The organism is Spirosoma luteolum, from assembly GCF_054778875.1.
The window spans coordinates 510,273-532,127 of the sequence record NZ_BAAGZE010000006.1 but is presented as its reverse complement, the minus strand read 5'-3'; the positions used below and the strand labels follow the sequence as shown (position 1 = coordinate 532,127).

The 21,855-nt window shown below is 58.8% G+C and carries 17 protein-coding genes; 12 read left to right on the top strand and 5 right to left on the bottom strand.

From position 1 onward, the window contains the following. Positions 1–494: 494 nt before the first annotated feature. From ACYVAC_RS12795 to msrA, 4 genes are all read left to right on the top strand, one after another. Positions 495–788, top strand: a complete 294-nt coding sequence (locus ACYVAC_RS12795) for a DUF6922 domain-containing protein (protein ID WP_461098079.1) — start codon at positions 495–497, stop codon at positions 786–788. Next, positions 743–1,357, top strand: a complete 615-nt coding sequence (locus tag ACYVAC_RS12790; RefSeq protein ID WP_461098078.1) for a nucleotidyl transferase AbiEii/AbiGii toxin family protein — start codon at positions 743–745, stop codon at positions 1,355–1,357. Before ACYVAC_RS12795 ends, ACYVAC_RS12790 begins: the two co-directional genes overlap by 46 nt. 164 nt (positions 1,358–1,521) lie before the next feature. After that, a complete protein-coding gene (gene dnaE, locus ACYVAC_RS12785) occupies positions 1,522–5,157 on the top strand; it encodes a DNA polymerase III subunit alpha (RefSeq protein ID WP_461098077.1) in 3,636 nt (1,211 codons plus the stop codon). Positions 5,158–5,253: 96 nt separating this feature from the next. Continuing rightward, a complete protein-coding gene (msrA, locus tag ACYVAC_RS12780) occupies positions 5,254–5,907 on the top strand; it encodes a peptide-methionine (S)-S-oxide reductase MsrA (RefSeq protein ID WP_461098076.1) in 654 nt (217 codons plus the stop codon). A 190-nt stretch (positions 5,908–6,097) separates the two neighbouring features. On the opposite strand, the gene ACYVAC_RS12775 is transcribed toward msrA, so the two are convergent. After that, complete coding sequence (locus ACYVAC_RS12775; protein ID WP_461098075.1) at positions 6,098–7,342, bottom strand: PQQ-dependent sugar dehydrogenase; 1,245 nt, start codon at positions 7,340–7,342, stop codon at positions 6,098–6,100. A 130-nt stretch (positions 7,343–7,472) separates the two neighbouring features. Continuing rightward, on the bottom strand, positions 7,473–7,949 hold the full coding sequence (locus tag ACYVAC_RS12770) for a hypothetical protein (protein ID WP_461098074.1): 477 nt from the start codon (positions 7,947–7,949) through the stop codon (positions 7,473–7,475). 170 nt (positions 7,950–8,119) lie between these two features. Here ACYVAC_RS12770 and ACYVAC_RS12765 point away from each other — a divergent pair, with 170 nt between their 5' ends. Both ACYVAC_RS12765 and polA read left to right on the top strand, forming a co-directional pair. Continuing rightward, positions 8,120–9,154, top strand: coding sequence for a fasciclin domain-containing protein (locus ACYVAC_RS12765; RefSeq protein ID WP_461098073.1), 1,035 nt, complete (start codon positions 8,120–8,122; stop codon positions 9,152–9,154). A 194-nt stretch (positions 9,155–9,348) separates the two neighbouring features. Beyond that, on the top strand, positions 9,349–12,429 hold the full coding sequence (gene polA, locus ACYVAC_RS12760; protein ID WP_461098072.1) for a DNA polymerase I: 3,081 nt from the start codon (positions 9,349–9,351) through the stop codon (positions 12,427–12,429). 95 nt (positions 12,430–12,524) lie between these two features. Here the strand turns inward: polA and ACYVAC_RS12755 are convergent, their stop codons facing one another. Beyond that, complete coding sequence (locus ACYVAC_RS12755) at positions 12,525–12,878, bottom strand: hypothetical protein (RefSeq protein WP_461098071.1); 354 nt, start codon at positions 12,876–12,878, stop codon at positions 12,525–12,527. A 207-nt stretch (positions 12,879–13,085) separates the two neighbouring features. Between ACYVAC_RS12755 and ACYVAC_RS12750 the strand changes: the two genes are divergently transcribed. From ACYVAC_RS12750 to ACYVAC_RS12730, 5 genes are all read left to right on the top strand, one after another. After that, entirely contained in the window at positions 13,086–14,402 is a 1,317-nt protein-coding gene (locus ACYVAC_RS12750; RefSeq protein WP_461098070.1) for an LVIVD repeat-containing protein, read from the top strand. A gap of 1 nt (position 14,403) precedes the next feature. Next, positions 14,404–15,030, top strand: a complete 627-nt coding sequence (locus ACYVAC_RS12745) for a hypothetical protein (protein WP_461098069.1) — start codon at positions 14,404–14,406, stop codon at positions 15,028–15,030. 160 nt (positions 15,031–15,190) lie between these two features. Next, positions 15,191–16,384 (top strand): MFS transporter, encoded by a 1,194-nt coding sequence (locus ACYVAC_RS12740; protein ID WP_461098068.1) that lies wholly within the window; start codon positions 15,191–15,193, stop codon positions 16,382–16,384. Between the two features lie 170 nt (positions 16,385–16,554). Further along, a complete protein-coding gene (locus tag ACYVAC_RS12735; RefSeq protein WP_461098067.1) occupies positions 16,555–17,529 on the top strand; it encodes an SPFH domain-containing protein in 975 nt (324 codons plus the stop codon). A gap of 78 nt (positions 17,530–17,607) precedes the next feature. Further along, the gene (locus ACYVAC_RS12730) at positions 17,608–18,342 is read left to right on the top strand and encodes a universal stress protein (RefSeq protein WP_461098066.1); all 735 of its coding nucleotides are present in this window, start codon (positions 17,608–17,610) and stop codon (positions 18,340–18,342) included. Between the two features lie 371 nt (positions 18,343–18,713). Here the strand turns inward: ACYVAC_RS12730 and ACYVAC_RS12725 are convergent, their stop codons facing one another. After that, the gene (locus tag ACYVAC_RS12725; RefSeq protein ID WP_461098065.1) at positions 18,714–20,198 is read right to left on the bottom strand and encodes an amino acid permease; all 1,485 of its coding nucleotides are present in this window, start codon (positions 20,196–20,198) and stop codon (positions 18,714–18,716) included. A 194-nt stretch (positions 20,199–20,392) separates the two neighbouring features. Here ACYVAC_RS12725 and ACYVAC_RS12720 point away from each other — a divergent pair, with 194 nt between their 5' ends. Continuing rightward, positions 20,393–21,289 (top strand): universal stress protein, encoded by an 897-nt coding sequence (locus tag ACYVAC_RS12720; protein WP_461098064.1) that lies wholly within the window; start codon positions 20,393–20,395, stop codon positions 21,287–21,289. Here the strand turns inward: ACYVAC_RS12720 and ACYVAC_RS12715 are convergent. Next, positions 21,286–21,750, bottom strand: a complete 465-nt coding sequence (locus ACYVAC_RS12715; protein WP_461098063.1) for a GNAT family N-acetyltransferase — start codon at positions 21,748–21,750, stop codon at positions 21,286–21,288. The genes ACYVAC_RS12720 and ACYVAC_RS12715 overlap by 4 nt on opposite strands. Positions 21,751–21,855 lie beyond the last annotated feature (105 nt).

Sequence of the window (21,855 nt, the reverse complement as noted above, 5' to 3'; positions counted from 1 at the left end):
GGTTAAAAAAGAGTCAGAATGAATACGCGGGTAAAGGCTGCGACAGGCGACTGTCGGCTGCCGGTTCGGCTACCGATGGCTGATCGGGGGCGAATACGCTGGAGGTATAACAAAAAGCGTACAAATGGGCGCGGAATGAGCCCGAAAAACGGGCGGATGTACCAAAGTAAGCGGTTATAGCCCGTTAATCGCTCATCTGTGTGGGCACCCAGGCCAGAAAAAGATGCCCTGGACGTACGATAACCCAGGCAGGGAAAGCCGGCGGTGCACCCAGCCAGTTTTGTGGGCCAGCGGTGTCACCATCAGTGGGTTAGGGGGAACGGGTTAAATTTTCCGGTGGCTGAGTGAATCCCGCTCGTCCGGAATGGGTTATTTTTAAGCCAGTAAACCGCAGCCCCATGCAATTTTCTCATCTCCACTGCCACACCCAGTACTCGCTGCTCGATGGGCAGGTGTATTGCAGGAAACTGTTAACTATCAGTTGATTACCGGATATGACTACTCCTGACCTTTCCGGGACGGCCTTCTGGGACGTTGATATGAAGTCGCTTGACTACGAGCGAAACGCGCGGTTCGTTATCGAAAAAGTGATGAATTATGGGCTGTGGGCCGACATCGTTGCCTTACTGCGTTTCTACGGTCGGGAACGGGTGAAAGCTGAGGTGGTGCAGGTGGCTTATCTGAAAAAAAAGACGCTTTCTTTCTGTTGCGCTATCTTTGATCTTACCCCTGATCAGTTCCGATGTTACACCCGGCAACAGTCGAACCCCACACCCTGGAATTACTGACCCAGCTGATGCAGTTGCCTTCGCTGAATCGTTTTGCCTTGGCAGGCGGAACAAACCTGGCACTTCGCTACGGCCATCGACTATCAGTTGACCTCGATTTGTTTACCAATCAGTCTTTTTTGACGGATGAACTAAGCAAAGAGCTACTGAACCGGTTCCCCGAAGCGATTGTTACCGACGAGTCTAAAAACTCAATCAGCCTGTTTATCCGAACTATAAAAGTTGATTTGCTGGCTCATCAGTATCCGTTGCTTCAGCCCTATGAGTTCATTGGACAGATTCGCTTCTGGTCGGTTCAGGATGTTATTGCCATGAAACTGAATGCTGTAAGCGGACGGGGGGCAAAGAAAGACTTCTGGGATGTTGCCGAACTGCTCAACCATTTTAGCCTGACAGACTTGCTTTCCTGTTTTACGCGGAAGTATATCAATAGCGACCCCGGCTACGTCGTGCGTTCGCTGACCTACTTCGACGATGCTGAGGAGCAGGCCGATCCAATATCGCTAAACGGCATGACCTGGGCGGCCGTCAGGCAGTCGATCATTCAGGCTGTTCGGCAACTGGTGTAGGATCAACAGGTTGTAACGAAGCCGCAAATTTTCTCACCCTGGTGTAGTCATCTACCCACTGGATTCGCCTATTTTTAAGAACGCGAATCCAGTCAGATACCGGCATAATCCTGGTCCGTTTTATTAGAAAAGCAGACAGAATCCGGTCAGATAGTCAGTAACTTATGCAATTTTCTCATCTCCACTGCCACACCCAGTACTCGCTGCTCGACGGGCAGGCCGACATCAAAAAGCTGGTTAAGAAAGCCAAAGCCGACAACATGCCGGCAGTGGCCATCACCGACCACGGTAACATGTTCGGCGTGTTCGAGTTCGTGGCCGAATCGGCCAAGCAGGGTATCAAACCCATTGTGGGCTGTGAGTTCTACGTGGTCGAAGACCATACCGTCAAGCAGTTTACCAAGGAAAAGAAGGATATCCGGTACCACCAGCTGCTGCTGGCCAAAAACGCCACGGGCTATAAGAACCTGGCCAAGCTCTGTTCGCTGGGCTATATGGAAGGGCTCTACGGCAAGTACCCCCGCGTAACCAAGGCGCTGATCGATCAGTATAAGGAAGGGCTCATTGCCACGACCTGCTGCATCGGGGCCATTGTACCTAAAACGATCCTGAAAAAAGGGGAGGAGGCCGCCGAAATCGAGTTCAAGTGGTGGCTCGATCGGTTTGGTGAGGATTACTACGTGGAGCTGCAGCGCCACGAAATTCCCGACCAGATTAAAGCCAACGAGGTGCTGGTCAAGTTTGCCCGTAAACACAACGTCAAGATTATCGCGTCCAACGATTCGCACTACGTCGATCAGGACGACTGGGTAGCCCACGATATTCTGCTGTGTGTCAACACCGGCGAGAAGCAGAGCACGCCGTCGATGAAGGAGTTCAGCGACGACGAGGCTATGCCCAAAAACACGCGCTTTGCCTTTTTCTCCGATCAGTTCTACTTCAAGAGCACGCAGGAGATGACGACGCTGTTTCACGACCTGCCCGAAGCGATCGACAACACCAACGAGATCGTCAGCAAAGTCGAAACGCTGAAGCTGAAGCGCGATATTCTGCTGCCTAACTTCCCGATTCCAGGCGAGTTTCAGCTGCATACCGACGACGTCGCCAACCAGTGGGAGTTTCTGAAGCACCTGACCTTCGAGGGCGCCCGCAAACGCTACGGCGAAATCGAAAGCCATGTGCAGGAACGGCTCGACTTCGAGTTGTTCACGATCAAGACCATGGGTTTTGCCGGGTACTTCCTGATCGTGGCCGACTTTATCAAGGCCGGGCGCGACCTGGGCGTGATGGTGGGCCCCGGCCGGGGCAGTGCCGCCGGGAGTGCTGTGGCCTACTGCATCGGCATCACCAACATCGACCCCATCAAGTACGATCTGCTGTTCGAGCGGTTCCTGAACCCCGACCGGAAATCGATGCCCGATATCGATACCGACTTCGACGACGAAGGCCGGCAGAAGGTAATCGACTACGTGGTGCAGAAATACGGCAAGCAGCAGGTAGCGGCTATCGTTACCTACGGCACCATGGCGGCCAAATCGGCCATCAAAGATGTGAGCCGGGTGATGGACCTGCCGCTCTCCGATGCCAACGCCCTGGCGAAGCTCGTACCCGATAAGCCGACCTACAACATGACGCTCCGGCGGATCTTCGAAGATCCGATCGACGGGCCCGGAGGGCTTTCCAACGTCATTCAGCCCGAAGAAGTCGAAAACGTTCGGCGGATGCGGGCGCTCGAATCGGGCGATCAGAGCGTGGGCCGCACCATGAAGCTGATCGATACCGCCAAGGTGCAGAACGTGCTGCAGCAGGCGCGTCGGCTGGAGGGTACGGTGCGTAACACGGGCGTCCATGCCGCCGGGATCATTATCGCGCCCGACGATCTGTCGAATATCGTACCCGTCTCGACCTCGAAAGATACCAACCTCATCATCACTCAGTATGAGGGAAAGGTGATTGAGGATGCCGGGGTTATCAAGATGGATTTTCTGGGCCTCCGCAACCTGACCATCATTAAGGAGTGTCTGCGGCTCATCAAGCAGAACCACGGCGGTCTGATTATAAACGGCGTCGAAACCGACATCGACGACATTCCGCTCGACGATCCGAAGGCCTACGAACTGTTTCAGCGGGGCGAAACGAACGCTATTTTCCAGTTCGAATCCGACGGTATGAAGAAGTACATGAAGGACCTGAAGCCCGACCGCTTCGAGGACCTGATTGCCATGAACGCCCTGTACCGGCCCGGCCCGATTCAGTACATCCCGACGTTTATCAGGCGGAAACATGGCCTGGAAGAAGTCAAGTACGACCTGCCCGAAATGGAGGAGTACCTGGCCGATACCTACGGCATTACGGTGTATCAGGAGCAGCTGATGCTGCTGTCGCAGAAACTGGGCAAGTTCACCAAGGGCGACGCCGACGTACTGCGGAAGGCCATGGGTAAGAAGCAGAAAGACGTGCTCGACAAGATGAAGGGCAAGTTTATGGACGGCTGCGCGGCCAATGGGCTGAACCTGAAAATATGCGAGAAGGTCTGGACCGACTGGGAAGCCTTTGCGTCCTACGCGTTCAACAAGTCGCACTCGACCTGCTACGCCTTCGTTGCCTACCAGACCGCCTATCTCAAGACTTACTACAAGGCCGAGTACATGGCAGCTGTCCTGACGTCCTGTCTGGGCAACATCGAAAAAATCACGTTCTTCCTCGAAGAGTGTAAAAACCTGGGTATTCCGGTACTGGGCCCCGATGTAAACGAGTCGGAGCGGGTGTTCGGGGTAAACAAAAAGGGCGAAATACGCTTCGGGCTGGCTGGTATCAAAGGGGCCGGCGACGCGGCCGTAGAAGCCATCATTGAGGAGCGCTCAGCCGGTGGGGCCTTCAAGGATATCTTCGATTTCATTATCCGGGTAAACCTGCGGACGGTCAACAAGAAAACGCTTGAATCGCTGGCCTACGCGGGCGCTTTCGACGCACTCGATGAGTACCACCGGGCGCAGTATTTCGAGGTGCCACCCACCGAAAACAGCTCGTTTCTGGAGAAAATCATCCGTTACGGCAACAACTACCACGCCGAGAAAGCTGCGGCCCAGCAGTCGCTGTTTGGCGCCATGATGGGGGGCGAGCCCATGCTGTCGCGGCCCAAGCCGCCGGTAGTGCCCGAGTGGAATCAGATCGAGAAGCTTAAGTTTGAGAAAGACGTGGTTGGCTTCTACATCACCGGCCACCCGCTCGATGAGTTTAAACTGGAGCTCGACGGCTTCTGCAACTGTACGCTCGACAAACTGTATGAAACCCGAACGCCCGAAATCAAGGTGGCGGGTATCGTGTCGGCGCTGCAAACCAAGATTGCCAAAAACGGCAATCCGTTCTGCATTTTCAAGCTCGAAGACTACAGCACGTCGATCGAACTGGCTCTGTTTGGCGACGATTACGTGCGGATGGGACAGTACGTAGAGGTAGGCCGTTTTCTGCACATCACGGGCAAAACGCAGAACAAATGGAACTCCGACCAGCTGGAATTTAAAGCCTCAAACATCCGGCTGCTGACCGAAATGCGGGAGAAGTTCTGCAAGGAACTGCGCGTTTCGCTCACGCTCGATGCACTGAGTGCGCAGCTGGTCAGCCAGATCAACGAACTGGTAAATGCCCACCCCGGCACCTGTACGCTACAACTGCAGGTGGTCGACCCGGCCGAGCGGATCGAAGTAAGCATGCAGTCGCGCACGCTGAAAGTGCACCCGGCCAACGCGCTGCTGCGGGCGCTCGAAGCCATGGACGGCGTCAGCTGTAAGGTGGCGTAAAGGGCCACAACCTCATCAATAGCCCCGATTCGGTTGCCCCGGCGCCCGGCGCGGTATGGGGTGAATGGATCGGGGCGTTTCGTTGTTTCAGGAATAATGAATCGATCCCTGAAGGGCCTGCTGCCGGGCCTCCTGACCTTTATGCTGCTGGCCTGCTCGACGGGGCAGACCCCCGATACCAAACCGGCTCCGCTGCCGGTGCCGAAACCCGGTGAAGCCGTCGCTACCTTCGCGGGGGGCTGTTTCTGGGCTACCGAAGAAGCCTTCGACCGGCTGCAGGGTGTTCGCGAGGTGGTGTCGGGCTACGCGGGCAGTCAGTTTCCGAACCCGACCTACGCCGATGTCAGCACTGACCAGACCGACCACGCCGAATCGGTGCAGGTGTATTACGATCCCCGCCAGATAAGTTATTCGACCCTGCTGCAGGCGTTTTTTGCCATGCACGACCCCACCACCCTGAACCGGCAGGGCCCCGATGTGGGGACGCACTACCGGTCGGTGGCGTTTTACCGTACCGAGGCCGAACGCCGTCAGATCGACGCCAAAATCCGGCAGCTGACGCTGGACGAGCGGGTCAAAAAGCCCATCGTAACACAGGTGGTGCCGTTCACGATGTTTTATCCGGCCGAGGGCTATCACCAGAACTACGTGCAGGAACACCCCTGGCAGGTGTATATTCAGTCGGTGTCGATGCCCAAGATCCGGCACATGGAGCGCGTGATGCAGGGGCAGCTGAAAGCCGACCACTGACATAAAGGGTGGGCTGCGTCCGGCAGGGTGTAGGGATAGCAGACCCCCCAAACGCGGTTGGGCCCTACCGCCGTGCCCGGGTCAGGGGTTGGCAGCAGGGCCCACTGGATGACTATTGGGGGTGTTGGGGCAGCGTCGGCGACGGGGCTATTGGGGCCCCGTACAACCGCTCCGCCCCAAGTCCCGGGCGCTATTTCTTGGCAACCCTGTACAGGCGGCCCTGGTCGGTGATGGCGTAGAGCGCCCCGTCTTTACCCTGCGTTACATCGCGGAACCGCTGGAGTTCGTCGGGCAGGAGCCGCTCTTCGCCCACCACTTTACCGTTCTCGATCACCAGTCGGGCAATGTGCATGCTGCTGAGTCCGCCGATAAACAGGTTATTTTTCCACTCGGGCATCAGGTCGCCGGTGTAGAACGTCATACCGCTCGGCGACAGCACGGGGTCCCAGTAATACACGGGTTGCTCCATACCTTCTTTCTGCTGAATGCCTTCGCCTACTTTCGGGCCGGCATATTCGATGCCGTAGGTAATGGTTGGCCAGCCATAGTTCTTGCCTGCCTGAATATGATTCAGTTCGTCGCCCCCGCGCGGACCGAACTCCGCTTCCCACAGATCGCCCGTGCCGGGTTGCAAGGCCAGCCCCTGTACGTTCCGGTGGCCGTACGAATACAGTTCGGGCCGAACGCCGGTTTGCCCGGCGAAGGGATTGCCGGGAGCCGGCTGCCCATCTTTCGTAATGCGGATCACTTTGCCCAGGCCCGAATTGAGCGACTGAGCCTGCGGGCGGGTCACCAGGTCCGAACGTTCGCCAGTGCTGATAAACAGGTTGCCGTCCGGGGCAATCAGAATTCGGCCACCGTAGTGCAGCGTGCCTTTGTAGGCGGGGGTGGCCCGGTAAATAACGGTTGGGTTCTGAATCGTTTTCTCGTCGGCGGCCAGTTTACCTTTGGCCACGGCCGTCAGGTTGCCATCGGGGCGGGGTTCCGAAAAGACCCAGTACACCATCCGGTTGGTAGTAAAGTCAGGGTCGACCCGCACGCCCAGAAGACCACCCTGCCCGTTTGAATTTACCTTGGGCAGGCCCGTGATGGGGCTGCTTACGGCGCCGTCCATGCCTACGATCCGCATGGTTCCTTCCCGCTCGGTGATAAGCAGTCGTCCGTCGGGCAGGCTGGTGATACCCCAGGGGCTTTTCAAGTCTTCCGTCAGCACCTTGCCCTCATAAGGCATTGTCGTTTTAACCCCCGCTACCCGGGTCTGGCCCGGCATGGCGGGCTTGTAATTGCTGTTGGGTTTTTTGGTTTCGACGGGGGGCAGACCGCGCTGGTCGGCGGGGCCGCTGGCCGAAGCCGTAGTCTGACTGGTGGTGGTTTGCTGTGCGCAGACTGTCAGGGCCGGTGCCGATACGGCCAGCAGCAGTAGTAGTCGATGCATGGTACGTTGGGATATTGGTTGCATGATAAGTTGGTTAACCGGCCAGTGTGTGGCCGGGGGGCTCATTTCTACTAACGATGATACAGGGGGTTACTAATGGATAGACCGCAAAAGAATCCGTCGGGCTCATTCACGGGCAGTCTGTTTTGGCCAGCCGATAGCGGTAGGTGCCGCCGGGCTGTTTCAGCACCCACCGGCCGTTCTGCTCCACGCGCTCGCCCTCGCCCCACGAAATGGAGTCGCCCGACAGGGTGAGGTCAAGGTCGTAGCGTTGGGTCATGCCCTCGCCCGACCGCTGCCAGTCGGCCCGGATCTGGTTGCCGGTGCGGGTGCCACTGAAGGAGCCGTCGGCCCGATCTTTCTCCGCCGGTTGGATGTGGATGTCGCCCGTGGCGCGGTCGCCGGTCAGTACCAGCTGCAGCGTGGTTGTATCGCCGTTGAGGGTCTGGCGATAGCAGCTGGTTTCGGAAACGGGCGTGGTTTCGGCCGCACGGAGGGCCGAGTCGGCCGTGGCGGTGGCTTCCTGCTGCCGGCTGGGCGATGAGCAGCTGACCAGACCCAGCAACAGCAGCGCCGGAACGGGTAGTCGGAGGGGAACATGAATCATAGTACGGCCTGGTCGAAAGTGGGGCTAAGAAAAGGGTTAACAACCATCATTTGGTGAATCATACACCAAATCCGGTCATTCACTCACCAATGAACAACAAATGCAGGGGGGGCAGGGTTTGAGAGACGGGGGCAACGAATGTCCTCGACGATTCACCCATTAGCTGACCGATGTTTACGACTCAACCCGCTGCGGGCCGGCGTACCGCGCTTCTTCCTCTTCTGATTCTGGTGTTGTTTGGCTGCATGACAGCCTGTAAATCGACCACCGACAACACGCCGACGCTCTCGTCGATCAACGACCTGCTTGTAAACGGCAATGGCAGCGCCGGCAACAAATTTACCCTGCTCAACGCGGCCCTGAAGCGGACGGGGCTGGATGCAACGCTGGGGCAGCCCGGCACCTACACGCTCTTCGCCCCAACCGACGACGCGTTTAAAGCCTTTGGCTATGCCGATCTGAACAGCATCAACAATGCTCCCCTGCCGGTGCTGCAGTCGGTTCTGCAATACCACCTGGTTGGCAGCCGGCTCGAGGCCTCGGCCATCCCGACGGGTGTCAACAACGCACAGGCTACGGCCGGTGGCAGTACAGCCTATATCTCGCGCACCACTTCGACATCGGCCACGTCGACTACCGCTACCTCAACCACGGCAACGGTATTCTCGATCAACGGCGCCCGTATCCTGTCGTCGGGTACGCCGGCCAGCAACGGCATCGTGTACCCCATCGACCGGGTACTGCTGCCACCCCTGTTCGGCAATATCGTCAACACCATTCAGGGTATTCCTACGCTGCTGCCTACGGCTTCGTTCACGTTTCTCAACGCAGCCGTGGGTCGGGTAGGGGCCATCAGTTCGCTGACGGCCACGGGACCCATTACTCTTTTTGCGCCCACCGATGCGGCCTTTACCGCAGCCCGGCCCACCATTCGGACGGTGGCCGATATCAATGCCATGAACGTCGACACCCTGCGTAAAATCCTGACCTATCACTTGGTCAACGGCCGGATCTACACTCCGCTGGTGAGCGCCGGACAAAGCCTGACCACGGCCCAGGGCGGTGTGGTTACGGCAGGGGCCAGCACCACGGCCCTGACCGTGACCGGTAAAAGCAACGGCGGTACAGCCTCGACCATTACCGGCCCCGATATCACGGCGACCAACGGGGTTATCCATATCATCGACCGGTTGCTGCTGCCGTAGCAGCCCGATCGGTACGCACCTGACAAACGTCCTCTTCGGTTCGGAGAGGACGTTTTTTGTGTCGGCCGGATGCCGTTCGGGCGGAATCAAAACCGGGTGGTGGCTGTTAATTTATACCGGGTATACCCGCGACTGGTAGCGGCTTTTTGGGCCATTCTACCGACCTTTGACCCCTGATTCGTACACGCTTCCGAATGGCCAAACCAACCAAGAAACTCTTTTTGTTAGACGCGCTGGCTCTGATCTACCGCGCCCATTTTGCCTTCAGCAAATCGCCCCGCATTTCGTCGCGGGGGGTCAACACCTCGGCGGTGTTTGGCTTCATGAACGCCATGATCGAGGTGCTGTCGAAAGAAAAACCAACTCACATCGGCGTGGCCTTCGACTCGTCGAAGAAAACCTTCCGCCACGAGCAGTTTCCGATGTACAAGGCCACGCGGCAGTCGCAGCCCGAAGACATCAGCGTGGCTATGCCCTATATCAAGCAGATCATCGAAGCCATGCACATTCCGATTCTGATTCTGGATGGGTACGAAGCCGACGATATCATTGGGACGATTGCCAAAAAAGCCGCTCTGGCCGAGTTTGAGGTGTATATGATGACGCCCGATAAAGACTACGGGCAATTGGTTGAGGAGCATATCCATATCTACAAGCCGGCCTTTATGGGCAAGCCCGCCGAGAAACTGGGCGTAGCTGAGATTCTGGAGCGCTGGAACATCGAGCGCATCGAGCAGGTCACCGACATGCTGGGCCTCATGGGCGACTCGGTCGACAACATTCCGGGTATTCCGGGCATCGGCGAGAAAACGGCGCAGAAGCTTATTGCCGATTTCGGCTCGGTCGAAAACCTGATTGCCAGCGCCGATCAGCTCAAGGGCAAACTCAAGGAAAATGTCGTCAACTTCGCCCAGCAGGGCATGCTGTCGAAGCAGCTGGCTACGATTCACCTCGACGTGCCGGTACCGTTCGACGAAGACAAACTGCGGCATACCGAATACGACAAACCCCGGCTGGCAGCCCTGCTCGATGAGCTGGAGTTCCGGCAGATGAAAACCCGGCTGCTGGGCGGCTCGTACGATGAAAAACCGCTGCCCCCCGCGTTTCAGAGCCCCGCCGGCCAGATGAACCTCTTCGATGCGCCCGGCGTGGATTCGCCCGGCGTGGACTCGCCCGGTGGGGATACGCCGGCGTTTCTGCCGTTTCCGAACATGGGCGCGGTAACGCCATCGGGGGCCGATGATCTGCCATTCGACTTCGGATCGCCCGACAGCCCGGCCGCAACGCCCGCGCCGAAACCGAAACGAACGGCGGTTAAAACGCCCGTTGCGTCGGGGGCCGATGCCACGCCCACTGCCGTAACCGATACAACCACCACCGACGAGAATACGGTTCGTGAGCAGCCCGCTTACCTCGATGTGTATCCCGACTACGAGATCGACGAGGTGCAGCCCGAACGGCGCAAAACCATTCTGTCGACGGTGCACGACTACCGGCTGGTCGACACGCCTGAGCTGCGCGCCAGCCTGGTCTATTTTCTGAGCCAGCAGGAGCGCTTCTGCTTCGACTCTGAAACCACCGCCATCGACCCCGTCGAAGCCGATCTGGTAGGACTGTCGTTTGCCTATCAGCCGGGCGAGGCTTTCTACGTACCCGTGCCTGCCGACCGGGCCGAGGCTCAGGCCGTGGTCGATCAGTTCAAACCGGTATTTGCTAATCCGGCGATTGAAAAAATCGGGCAGAATCTGAAATACGATCTGCTGATGCTGAAGAAGTACGGCGTGGCGGTGCAGGGCAAGCTGTTCGACACCATGATTGCCCACTACCTGATTGAGCCCGAAATGCGGCACAACATGGATATGATGGCCATGACGTACCTGAACTACCAGCCTGTCGAGATCGAATCGCTGATTGGCAAGAAGGGGAAAGGGCAGCTGACCATGCGCGATGTCGATATACAGAAGGTAGTCGACTACGCGGCCGAAGATGCCGATATTACCTTGCAGCTACAGCAGGCCTTTGCGCCCCGGCTCGAAAAAGACAGCCTCCACAAACTGTTCGATCAGGTGGAGATGCCGCTGGTGCAGGTGCTGACGGACCTGGAGCTGGAAGGCGTCACCATCGATACGGCTGCCCTGGCCGAGCTGTCGGCTACGCTCGAAACCGACATGCGGCAGGTGCAGCAGGAGATTTACGCCATTGCCGGCGAAACGTTCAATATCGGCTCGCCCAAGCAGCTGGGTGAAATCCTGTTCGACAAGCTCAAGCTTGACAAGAACGCCAAAAAGACTAAAACCGGTCAGTATGCCACCGGCGAAGAGGTGCTGTCGAAGCTGGAAGGCGACAACGAGATCGTGCAGAAAATTCTGGACTACCGCGAACTCATCAAGCTCAAAAATACCTACGTCGACGCGCTGCCGCTGCTGATCAGCAAACGCACGGGCCGCATTCATACCTCGTTCAACCAGGCGGTGGCGGCCACGGGGCGACTCTCATCTACCAACCCCAACCTGCAGAACATCCCGATCCGGACGCCACGCGGGCAGGAAATCCGCAAAGCCTTTGTGCCGCGCGGGCCCGAATTCCTGATTATGTCGGCCGATTATTCGCAGATCGAACTGCGGATCATGGCGGCTTTCAGTGGCGATCAGACCATGCTCGAAGCCTTCAACAACGGTGTCGACATTCACACGCAGACCGCCAGCAAGGTGTTCCACGTCGGGCTCGACGAGGTGACGGGCGATATGCGCCGGAAAGCCAAAACCATCAACTTTGGCATCATTTACGGCATCTCCTCGTTTGGGCTGGCGCAGCGGCTCAAGATTCCGCGCAAAGAAGCCGGGCAGATCATCGAGGAATACTTTGCCGGTTTCCCGGCCGTGAAAGAGTACATCGATCAGTGCATCGAGAAAGCCCGGGGCTTTGGCTATGCCGAAACTATTCTGGGGCGCCGGCGCTACCTGCGCGACATCAACTCGCGCAACCAGACCGACCGGATGTTTGCCGAGCGCAACGCCGTGAACGCCCCCATCCAGGGATCGGCAGCCGATATGCTCAAGATCGCCATGATTCAGATTCACGATTTCATGCGGCAGGAAAACCTGAAGTCGAAAATGATTCTGACCGTACACGATGAACTGGTGTTCGACGCCCACCGCGACGAAATCGAACTACTGCGCGACCGGGTCGATCATATCATGAAAAACGCCATTCCGATGGGTGTGAAGATGGAAACCGGCATCGGTGTGGGCGAAAACTGGCTTGTGGCCCACTGATTGATTTCCGGCCAGGCCATCCTGTTATCAAAAAGCCCCGCTGGCCGCACAAACGTGCGGCCAGCGGGGTTTTTTAAGTGGGTTGTCTGAAAGGGCTATTTGCCGTCTTTCTTGGCGGGGCCGAGGTTTTTGGGCGCCTGCTTGCGCCCAACGGGCGTGTCCCACTGGGCATCGTGGCTACCGGGCCGTACTTTCCCCGATGCTTCTTTCTGAACATCGGCTTTGGTGCGGGCGGGCACCACCGACGGCGGAATGGGTTTGTTGTTCTGTTTCGTAACGGGATCGGTGGTGGCGTCGGTACCGGTGCCTTTGGGGGGCGCCTGGCCGGTAGCGGGTTTCATGGCCGCGCTCGATTTAGCGGCACCCGCTTTGGGGCTGGCGGCCTGGGCACAGGCGCTGCCGATGCCAATGGTCAGGCCGAGGGCCAGCGTCAAGAGTGTCTGTTTCATAGCTTCGTTGAGTTAGTGCCGGTTGGGGCACGGGGTATGAACCGGTGGTGGAGGGGCAAGGTTTTGGCCGAGTCCCGGAAAAGCTGTTTCGGCAGACCGAAAACCGACCGTTTACGAAATAAGCATGCACGCACACAGGGGCTTACAACTACCCCGGCCCGGGAAGGGTCATGCGGTACAGTGAGGTGTCTAACATACCGTATTCCTATGAAAAAAAGCTACTTATTGCTGATCTGGCTTCCGCTGCTGTGGCTGACCAGCGCCTGTACCGACCAGTGTACCGAAACCCGTACGTTCCGGCAGTACACTCCCGTAACGCTGACCACTACCCAGGTACGCCAGGGGGTTAGCGTGGCCAGCCCGCAATCGCTGATCCAGCCCGGCAAGATTTACACGAAAGACGGCTACCTGTTTATCAACGAACTCAAACAGGGCATCCACGTCATCGACAACCGCAACCCCTCGGCGCCCAAACCAGTTGCGTTCATCAGTATTCCCGGCAACGGAGATATCGCCATCCGCGATCAGTACCTCTACGCCGACAGCTATATGGATCTGGTTACGTTCGACATTGCCGACATGAGCGCGATTCGGGAGGTGGCCCGCGCCGAGAACGTGTTTACGCAGGGGCAGTTCGACGGGGGCTGGTGGTATTTCAATAACATCAACAATAACCAGGTTATTCAGGATCAGCGTGTCGACTACGTGACCCAGACCGTGGCTACCAACTGTGAAGCCACGCCGGCCATACCCCTGGTCTGGTGGGGCGCAGCTTCGTTTTTCAGCGCGGCCGCCAACGATCAGAAGTCGGGGAGCACGGGGGGCAGCAGCAGCAGCGGCACCGGCGGCTCCATGGCCCGCTTCGCGCTCTACGACAAATACCTGTACGCGGTGGGTCAGTCCGACATGAAATTGTTCGACGTGCGGCAGCCGGCCAAACCCGTCTATAGCAGCACCGTATCGATGGGGTGGGGTATCGAAACGATTTTTCCGTACCAGGATAAACTGTTTATCGGCTCCCAGACCGGCATGCTTATCTACGACAACAGCAACCCGGCCCAGCCCCGGCAGCTCTCGACCTTCAGCCACGCCCGGGTGTGCGACCCGGTGGTGGTGAACGGCAATACGGCCTACGTAACGCTGCGCTCGGGTAACCGGTGCGCCGGCTTTACCAATCAGCTCGATGTGGTCGATATTTCCAACCTGCTCAGCCCGCGGCTCATCAAAAGTTACCCCATGCGCAACCCCCACGGCCTGGGGGTCGACTTCCCCAATCTGTTTATCTGCGAAGGGGCCTACGGTTTGAAATCATTCAATGTCAGTGATCCGCTCCAGGTCGACCGCAACCTGCAGCAGTATATCGAAGACCTGCAGGCCTATGATGTGATTCCGCTCGGCACGGTGTCGGGGCAGAAAGTGCTGCTGCTGATCGGGCAGGATGGTTTCTACCAGTTCGACTATAGCAACCCCGCCCGGCTGCGGTTGCTGAGCAAAATTCCCGTTAATCGTAACCCCCTGACCTGATATGCGTTTCATTCGCACAATCGTTTGCCTGCTGGCACTGCTGGCAGGCGCAGCGTCGGTGGGCCGGGCGCAGTTCGAGGCCCCGCGGCCGACCCACCCGTTTGTCAATTACACCGAGGTGGGCGGCTTGTTTGGCCGGGTGGCCTACCCAACTGCCGTGGGCTCGCCAAACACCATTGTCGAGAATAAAGTTAGCCTGAGTCTGCTCACCTTCAACGGGGCACAGCTTACGCCCCGCCTGGCGGTGGGTGGCATCGTTGGCGTCGACTGGTATGCCCAGGCGTTGCTGCTGCCGGTGGGCGCGGGCTTGCGCTACGACCTTACCCGCCCCGGTCCGGTCGGCACCGATCAGAAAAGCACCCACGTGTTTGTACTGGCCGATGTGGGCTATGGCCTTACCTGGCTCGATAAGGCGTCGAGCGGCAACGAGCTGACCCGGGGTGGCCTGATGCTGAACCCGGGCGTGGGCCTGCGGTTTGGCAAACCCGGTAGGGGCGGGGTGGTGCTGTCGATGAGCTACAAGCGCCAGACCGTCGACGCCAGCCGCCCGCTGGGCTGGAACGACATCCGACGCGACGAACACCGGGTGTATAACCGGCTGGCGGTGCGGCTGGGGCTGAGTTTCTAGCCACGCGGGCCGTGCCGGTTGTACGGAATGGGAAAGAAATTAGAACATTCTCAGCGCCGGAAACGAAAAGGGGCGTTTTGTATTTCTCCAATAAGCAAGGCTTAAAACAGAAGGTCAGTGGCACCCAAATTGCACTGGCCTTCACTGGAGAACAAAACGCATGAAAAAAAATCTGCTGCCGCTGACGATGGGCGGTTTCGGGATCGGGATGACCGAGTTTGTGATGATGGGGATTCTGCCCGATCTGGCCCGGACGCTGCATATCTCGATTCCGGTGGCGGGCCACCTGATTTCGGCCTATGCCCTGGGCGTGGTGCTGGGCGCCCCGCTGCTGGTAGCCATAGCCGGCAACTACCCGCCCAAGAAAATTCTGCTGGGCCTGATGGCCCTGTTCACCGTCTTTAACCTGCTGTCGTCGTTTGCGCCGTCCTACGAGGTCATGCTCGTTACCCGACTGCTGTCGGGGTTGCCCCACGGCGCTTTCTTCGGCGTCGGGGCCGTGGTTGCCAGCCGACTGGCGGGCAAGGGCAAAGAAGCGCAGGCGATCTCGATGATGTTTGCCGGGCTCACCATTGCCAACATCGTGGGGGTGCCGCTGGGCACTTATATCGGGCACTACCTGAGCTGGCGGCTCACCTTTGTCATTATCGGGGTGGTAGGTCTGGCAACCATGCTGGGCATTTACCGGCTGCTGCCCGTTATGCCGGTCGTGGGCGAGTCGAATCTGCGCAAAGACCTCAAACTGTTCACGTTTGCGGAGCCCTGGCTTATTCTGGGAATCACGGCCATCGGCACCGGCGGGCTGTTTGCCTGGTTCAGTTACATCGCCCCGCTGCTGACCGAAGTGGCCCATTTCGAGCCGGGTCAGATCACCTGGATTCTGGTGCTGGCGGGTGTGGGCATGGCCGTCGGTAACCTGCTGTCGGGGTTGCTCGCCGACCGGATTTCGCCCGTTAAAGCCACCATGCTGTTTCTGGGGCTGATGGTACTGTGTCTGATCATTGTTTATTACGTGTCGCCGTTCAAGGGCCCACTGCTGGTAATGACGTTCATTACGGGCGCCATCTCGTTTTCGCTGGGGGCCCCCATTCAGATTCTGATGATCCGGGCGTCCAACGGCTCCGACATGCTGGCCTCGTCGGTAACGCAGGCGGGCTTCAACATCGGCAATGCCCTCGGGGCGTTTCTGGGGGGGCTGCCGATTGCGGCTGGTCTGGGCTACGCATCGCCCCAGTGGGTCGGGGCGGGGCTGGCGTTTGCCGGTCTGCTGCTGGCCGGGGTACTCTACGGGCGGCAGCACCACCGGCCCCGCCCGGTCGTCGACGTCGATACGCCGGCCGAGGTGGCGCTCTGACTGGCTGCCAGGCCAATATGACGAAACGGGCACCCACGGGCGCCCGTTTTTTTATGACCATCCCGGCTGCGGTACGGTCTGCCGTTGTTTGGGCCGATTATCCGGATTTTGTGGGTGTATGTGGGTAAAAGCCCGTAGGTTGCCGGTCATAAACCTAAACAGACCTCACCATGAATTTTCTGCTGATTCTGCTCCTGCTGCTGGCCGTGATTGCGTTCCTGGGCATTGTGGTTGTGCAACAGGGTACCGTGGCCGTGATTACCGTATTCGGCAAATACAGCCGGGTGCTGCGGCCGGGTTTGAACTTTAAAATTCCGTTTATCGAAGCCATCTACCGGCGCATCTCCATCCAGAACCGCTCGGTCGAACTGGCGTTCCAGGCCATCACCGCCGATCAGGCCAACGTCAACTTCAAGGCCATGCTCGTGTATTCGGTGCTGAATCAGGAAGACGAAACGATTAAAAACGTAGCCTTTAAATTTATCGACGAATCGTCGTTTATGCAGGCGCTGATCCGCACCATCGAAGGCTCGATCCGGAGTTTCGTGGCCACTAAGCGGCAGGCCGAAATTCTGGGGCTGCGGGGCGAAATTATCGAACACGTAAAAAGTCAGATCGACGGGCTGCTCGAAAGCTGGGGCTACCACCTCACCGATCTGCAGCTCAACGACATTGCCTTCGACGAAGTGATTATGCGGTCGATGGCGCAGGTGGTGGCTTCGTCGAACCTGAAGGCTGCGGCCGAAAATGAGGGCCAGGCGCTGCTGATTACGAAAACCAAAGCAGCCGAAGCCGAAGGGAACGCCATCAAGATTTCGGCCGAAGCCGAGAAAACGGCCTCACAACTGCGGGGGCAGGGCGTGGCTCTGTTCCGCGAAGAAGTGGCCAAGGGGATGGCCGAGTCGGCCAAGGTAATGACCGAGGCCAACCTCGATGCCTCACTTATCCTGTTCTCGATCTGGACCGAAGCCATCAAGCATTTTGCCGAAAACAGCAAGGGGAACGTGATTTTCCTCGACGGCTCGACCGAGGGCATGGACCGCACCATGAAGCAGCTGCTGGCCGTCGAAACCATGAACCGGGTCGAGCCCGACAGTGGTCTGATTCTGCCACCCACCGGGTCGGCAACGGCATCGGGCCGCTAGGCCGGCAAACAAAATCGGCCGCCGGGCGGGAATGTTGCCCGTTTCGTTTGTTCTCCCCTAAAGAACCGATACGACCGCATGACCAACCTGCTATTCCCTACCGATTTTTCGATGAATACAAGCGCCCCGCTGGCCTGGGCGCGGCTGTTTGCCTTTAAAACGGGTGCCACCATCACGCTGCTGCACGTGTACCAGCCCATGCTGCCCGACACCACCCTGCCCACGGCAACCGATCCGGGTCTGGGCATGACGGCATCGCTCGAGTTGGAGGATATCAGCCGGCGCCACCTGACCGATCTGGCCGATCAGTTACACCAGGAGGGGCTGTCGGTGCGGGCCGACTGGCGGATTGGCTCGGTCGAAGACGAGATTATTCAGGCGGCTCAGGACCATTCGGCCGATCTGATCGTGATGGGGCGCAGTGCGCTCAACACCTTTTTCGATCGGCTGGCTGGCAGCTCGGTGACCGACGTGGCCAGCGCGGCTACCTGCCCGGTGCTGGTAGTGCCCACGCCCGACGACGACGCGACTCAGGCCGTGCTGCCGGTGCAGGTGCACACCATTGGCTACGCCATGCAACCCAAAACAAACCTCAGCGACGTGTCGATTCAGACCGACTCGCTGGTTGAGGCTTTCGGGGCTACGCTGCAGGTACTGACCGAAGACCAGCTCGACCACCATACGGCTGATCTGCTCGTAATGGAACTTTACCCCCAGGGCGGCTTCCTCGACAAACTCATCCATCCTAACCGCACAGCCGCCCTGGTCGAGAAATCGACTGTGCCCGTGCTGGTGTATCATCAGCCGAAGTAAAGTTTACAGTATACAGTTTACAGTTTTCGGGTTTACCGTTTACCCGCTCTCTGGTCGAGCCTATCGGGTGTATGGAGCAAGTCATTCCCTGGCCACTGCCTATTCGGATACGGTCGCAAACGCCCCTGATTCCCGGCGAATCCAGTAAACCGTTAACGGTAAACTGTAAACCGTAAACCGTTTTTCCAGATCGTGTACCAGTAGCTGACGGCTACGGTTGCCAAAGGCCACGATGCGATCGACTGGGCGGGCTTTGCCGGCGAAGTCTCGGAAAACGCGGGCGTTGGCAAACGCAAAAAAGGGGGCCGGTGAAGCCCCCTCGATGCCGATGATCGTAAACAGCGGGACGCTCTCAGCGGAGCGTCCCGCTTTTAGTTGATGCCTTCCGGCGTTGGGGTGTCGGCGGGTGGGGGTGTGGCGTTGCCGGGGTTGAGGTGACTGCGACGACGTCCGTAGCTATAGTAGATCACCAGTCCGATGGCCAGCCAGACCACCAGCCGCAGCCACGTATCGCCCGGTAGCGACACCATCATAACCAGACAGGTGAGGATACCCAGAATGGGCACCACCGGTACCCAGGGCGTGCGGAAGGTGCGGGGAGCATCGGGCTGGGTTTTGCGCAGAATCAGAATACCCACGCATACCATCACAAAGGCGAGCAGCGTACCGATACTGGTCATCTCGCCCACCACCCGAATCGGGACAAAGCCCGCAAACAGGGCGATAAATACGCACAGCAGGATATTCGACTGCCAGGGCGTCTGGAAGCGGGGGTGAATTTTCGAGAACGCCGAGGGCAGCAGGCCGTCGCGGCTCATGGTGAAAAACACCCGCGACTGTCCCAGCAGATCGACCAGAATAACCGACGTGTAGCCAATCAGAATGGCGCCTATAATCAGCTGCCCCAGCCAGGGATAGGGTGTTTTGTCGATGGCAATGGCTACCGGGGCCGCGCTGTTTTTGAACTCGGTATAGTTGGCCATACCTGTCATCACGTAGCCAAAAAGCACAAACAGGATGGTGCAGACCACCAGCGAACCGATGATGCCAATGGGCATGTCGCGCTGCGGATTCCTGGACTCCTGCGCCATGGTGGCCACGATATCGAAGCCAATGAACACGAAGAATACCACGCCCGCTCCGCGCAACACACCGCTCCAGCCAAACTCGCCGAAGGTGCCCGTATTGGCCGGAATGTAAGGCTGGTAGTTGGCCGGGTCGATGTACTGCCAGCCAAGGGCAATAAACACCAGCACCACCAGCACTTTGAGGCTCACCACAATGGCGTTGAACAGGGCCGAGCCCGAGGTGCCCCGGATAATGATAGCCGTAATGGCCACCACGATCAGGACCGCCGGCAAATTCAGCAGGCCCGACACAACCGTGCCATCGGCTGCGGTGGCCGTTTCGAAGGGCGAGAGCATCAGCTGTGGCGGAATGTGCAGCCCATACTGGCTCAGAAACCGGTTCAGGTACTGCGACCAGCTGATGGCCACGGTAGCGGCTCCCACCGAGTATTCGAGTACCAGATCCCAGCCGATGATCCAGGCAAACAGCTCGCCCAGCGTGGCGTAGGCGTAGGTATAGGCGCTGCCCGATACGGGCACCATAGCGGCAAATTCGGCGTAGCACAGGGCGCTGAACGCACAGCCGACGGCGGCCACCACAAACGACAGCGTGACGGCTGGCCCGGCGTGGTTGGCAGCTGCCAGGCCGGTGAGGGAAAATAATCCGGCCCCGATAATAACCCCGATGCCAATGGCAACGAGGTTGAAGGCACCCAACGACCGCTTCAGGGTCGAGCTGCCGCTCTGGGCAGCTTCCTGCCGCAGCAGGGTTAACGACTTGATACGCATAGACAAACGAAAACAGAAGGACATGCCCAATGGCACGACCGCAGGTTTATAACCACCACGGGCGGTTCAGCGTTCAGCCAAACCCGGGCGGCCCGTGCAGCCAGTCCCGAAAAACATAATAAAGCCGCAATACCTGTCGAGCATCGAACAAGGCGCAGGGTCGTAAGTTGCATAGTAAAACACCCTCTGTTCCGATGAAAACGATCCTGCTCCCAACCGACTTCAGTGATTCGACCGCCCACGCCATCAACTGGGCGCAAGGGCTGGCCAGTGCCTACGATGCTACGCTGGTGCTGCTGCATGTGCAGACCTATACCGCTACCGGTGCCACCATGCCGCTGGCGGGCGAAGTAGGCCTTGGCCTCGACCCGGCCATGGGCGCACTGCTGCCCGGCCCCGACCTGCCCGATCTGGAGCCGGCCCTGCGCGGCCAGCTTTCGGCCCTGGCCGACGGATTTCGGCACGATGGGATCGACTGCCGCATTGAACTCCGGTGGGGAGCGGTCAAAGACGTGATTCTGGACGTAGCGGCCGATCACGAGGTCGATCTCATCATTACCGGCCGCAGCCACCTGGGTGGTTTCTTCGACCGGCTGCTGGGCACCACGGCTACGGGCGTTGCGCGGGGTGCCCACTGTCCCGTGCTGATCGTGCCGACGGGCGACCTCGACGAGCTCGCTGAAATCGATCAGGAGAGCCAGCTCCAGTCGATCGTATTTGCCACGCCCCTTGAATTCGATGAGGACGATACCTTCCGGCAGGTGGTCGAGCTGGCGCACCGATTCGAGGCCAGCCTGCGGATTCTGCACGTTGAAGCCGAAAATCAGCCAAACCTGGTCGACGATGCCGAGATGCTGGCGCAGCTACAGGCTGTCTACGGAGCCGAACCGCTGGCGCTCGATACGGTGCGGGCCAGCAGCGTATCGGGCGGGATCGGGCAGTATCTGGAAACGCACGCACCGAGCCTGCTGGTGCTGACCACCCGCGAGCGCGATTTTCTGTCGGGACTCCTCAATCCCAGTATCACCAGCCGGCTGGTAGGCCGCACCAACCTGCCGCTGCTGGTGTACCAGCGCAAAGGCGACGATTAGCCAGCCGGCTGCCCGGGCATCGGTGGAGCGGTCATTTGATACAGATCGATGCCCGGGGCCCAGTAATCGGGGGTGGTGAACTGCAGCCTGAACCCGAAGGGCTCGAAAAAACGCCAGGCTACCTGCGAGGTGCGGCACTCGATGGCCCGCAGGCCCGGTATGGCCGCGAGCCGGGCCATCACGCAAGTCATCAGCGCTGTGCCAACGCGTTGTCTGCGGGCAGCCCGATCGGTCAGAATCCAGACCACTACGCCCGTAACGCCGTCGTCCCGAACGGTATAGCCGCAGGCCCCCACAACGGTTCCCTCGTGTTCGGCCACCATGTAGGGCAGGGTGTGGGTACGCAGGAAGTGGCTGTAATCGGCACGTTCGCCGGGGCCGAACGCTGCGGGAACGTGCGTGTCGAAAATAGACAGGAGCGGCTCGAAATCGGCCGGGCGGTAGGAGCGAATCTGCACCATAAAACGTTCAGTGGAGCCCGTCAGCGGGATTGGCGTTTATAAACAGACTGTTTATATGGCTTAAGGTGACTAACCGGTAGGGTTTGGCATCAAATTGGAGAGGGA

Coding starts and splice junctions, on each gene's coding strand:
- ACYVAC_RS12750 (WP_461098070.1), top strand. CDS start 13,086: ATGAAAAAAAGCTACTTATTGCTGATCTGGCTTCCGCTGCTGTGGCTG.
- ACYVAC_RS12770 (WP_461098074.1), bottom strand. CDS start 7,949: ATGATTCATGTTCCCCTCCGACTACCCGTTCCGGCGCTGCTGTTGCTG.
- ACYVAC_RS12790 (WP_461098078.1), top strand. CDS start 743: ATGTTACACCCGGCAACAGTCGAACCCCACACCCTGGAATTACTGACC.
- ACYVAC_RS12725 (WP_461098065.1), bottom strand. CDS start 20,198: ATGCGTATCAAGTCGTTAACCCTGCTGCGGCAGGAAGCTGCCCAGAGC.
- ACYVAC_RS12735 (WP_461098067.1), top strand. CDS start 16,555: ATGAATTTTCTGCTGATTCTGCTCCTGCTGCTGGCCGTGATTGCGTTC.
- ACYVAC_RS12775 (WP_461098075.1), bottom strand. CDS start 7,342: ATGCATCGACTACTACTGCTGCTGGCCGTATCGGCACCGGCCCTGACA.
- dnaE (WP_461098077.1), top strand. CDS start 1,522: ATGCAATTTTCTCATCTCCACTGCCACACCCAGTACTCGCTGCTCGAC.
- ACYVAC_RS12740 (WP_461098068.1), top strand. CDS start 15,191: ATGAAAAAAAATCTGCTGCCGCTGACGATGGGCGGTTTCGGGATCGGG.
- msrA (WP_461098076.1), top strand. CDS start 5,254: ATGAATCGATCCCTGAAGGGCCTGCTGCCGGGCCTCCTGACCTTTATG.
- ACYVAC_RS12720 (WP_461098064.1), top strand. CDS start 20,393: ATGAAAACGATCCTGCTCCCAACCGACTTCAGTGATTCGACCGCCCAC.
- ACYVAC_RS12765 (WP_461098073.1), top strand. CDS start 8,120: ATGTTTACGACTCAACCCGCTGCGGGCCGGCGTACCGCGCTTCTTCCT.
- ACYVAC_RS12715 (WP_461098063.1), bottom strand. CDS start 21,750: ATGGTGCAGATTCGCTCCTACCGCCCGGCCGATTTCGAGCCGCTCCTG.
- ACYVAC_RS12745 (WP_461098069.1), top strand. CDS start 14,404: ATGCGTTTCATTCGCACAATCGTTTGCCTGCTGGCACTGCTGGCAGGC.
- ACYVAC_RS12755 (WP_461098071.1), bottom strand. CDS start 12,878: ATGAAACAGACACTCTTGACGCTGGCCCTCGGCCTGACCATTGGCATC.
- polA (WP_461098072.1), top strand. CDS start 9,349: ATGGCCAAACCAACCAAGAAACTCTTTTTGTTAGACGCGCTGGCTCTG.
- ACYVAC_RS12730 (WP_461098066.1), top strand. CDS start 17,608: ATGACCAACCTGCTATTCCCTACCGATTTTTCGATGAATACAAGCGCC.
- ACYVAC_RS12795 (WP_461098079.1), top strand. CDS start 495: ATGACTACTCCTGACCTTTCCGGGACGGCCTTCTGGGACGTTGATATG.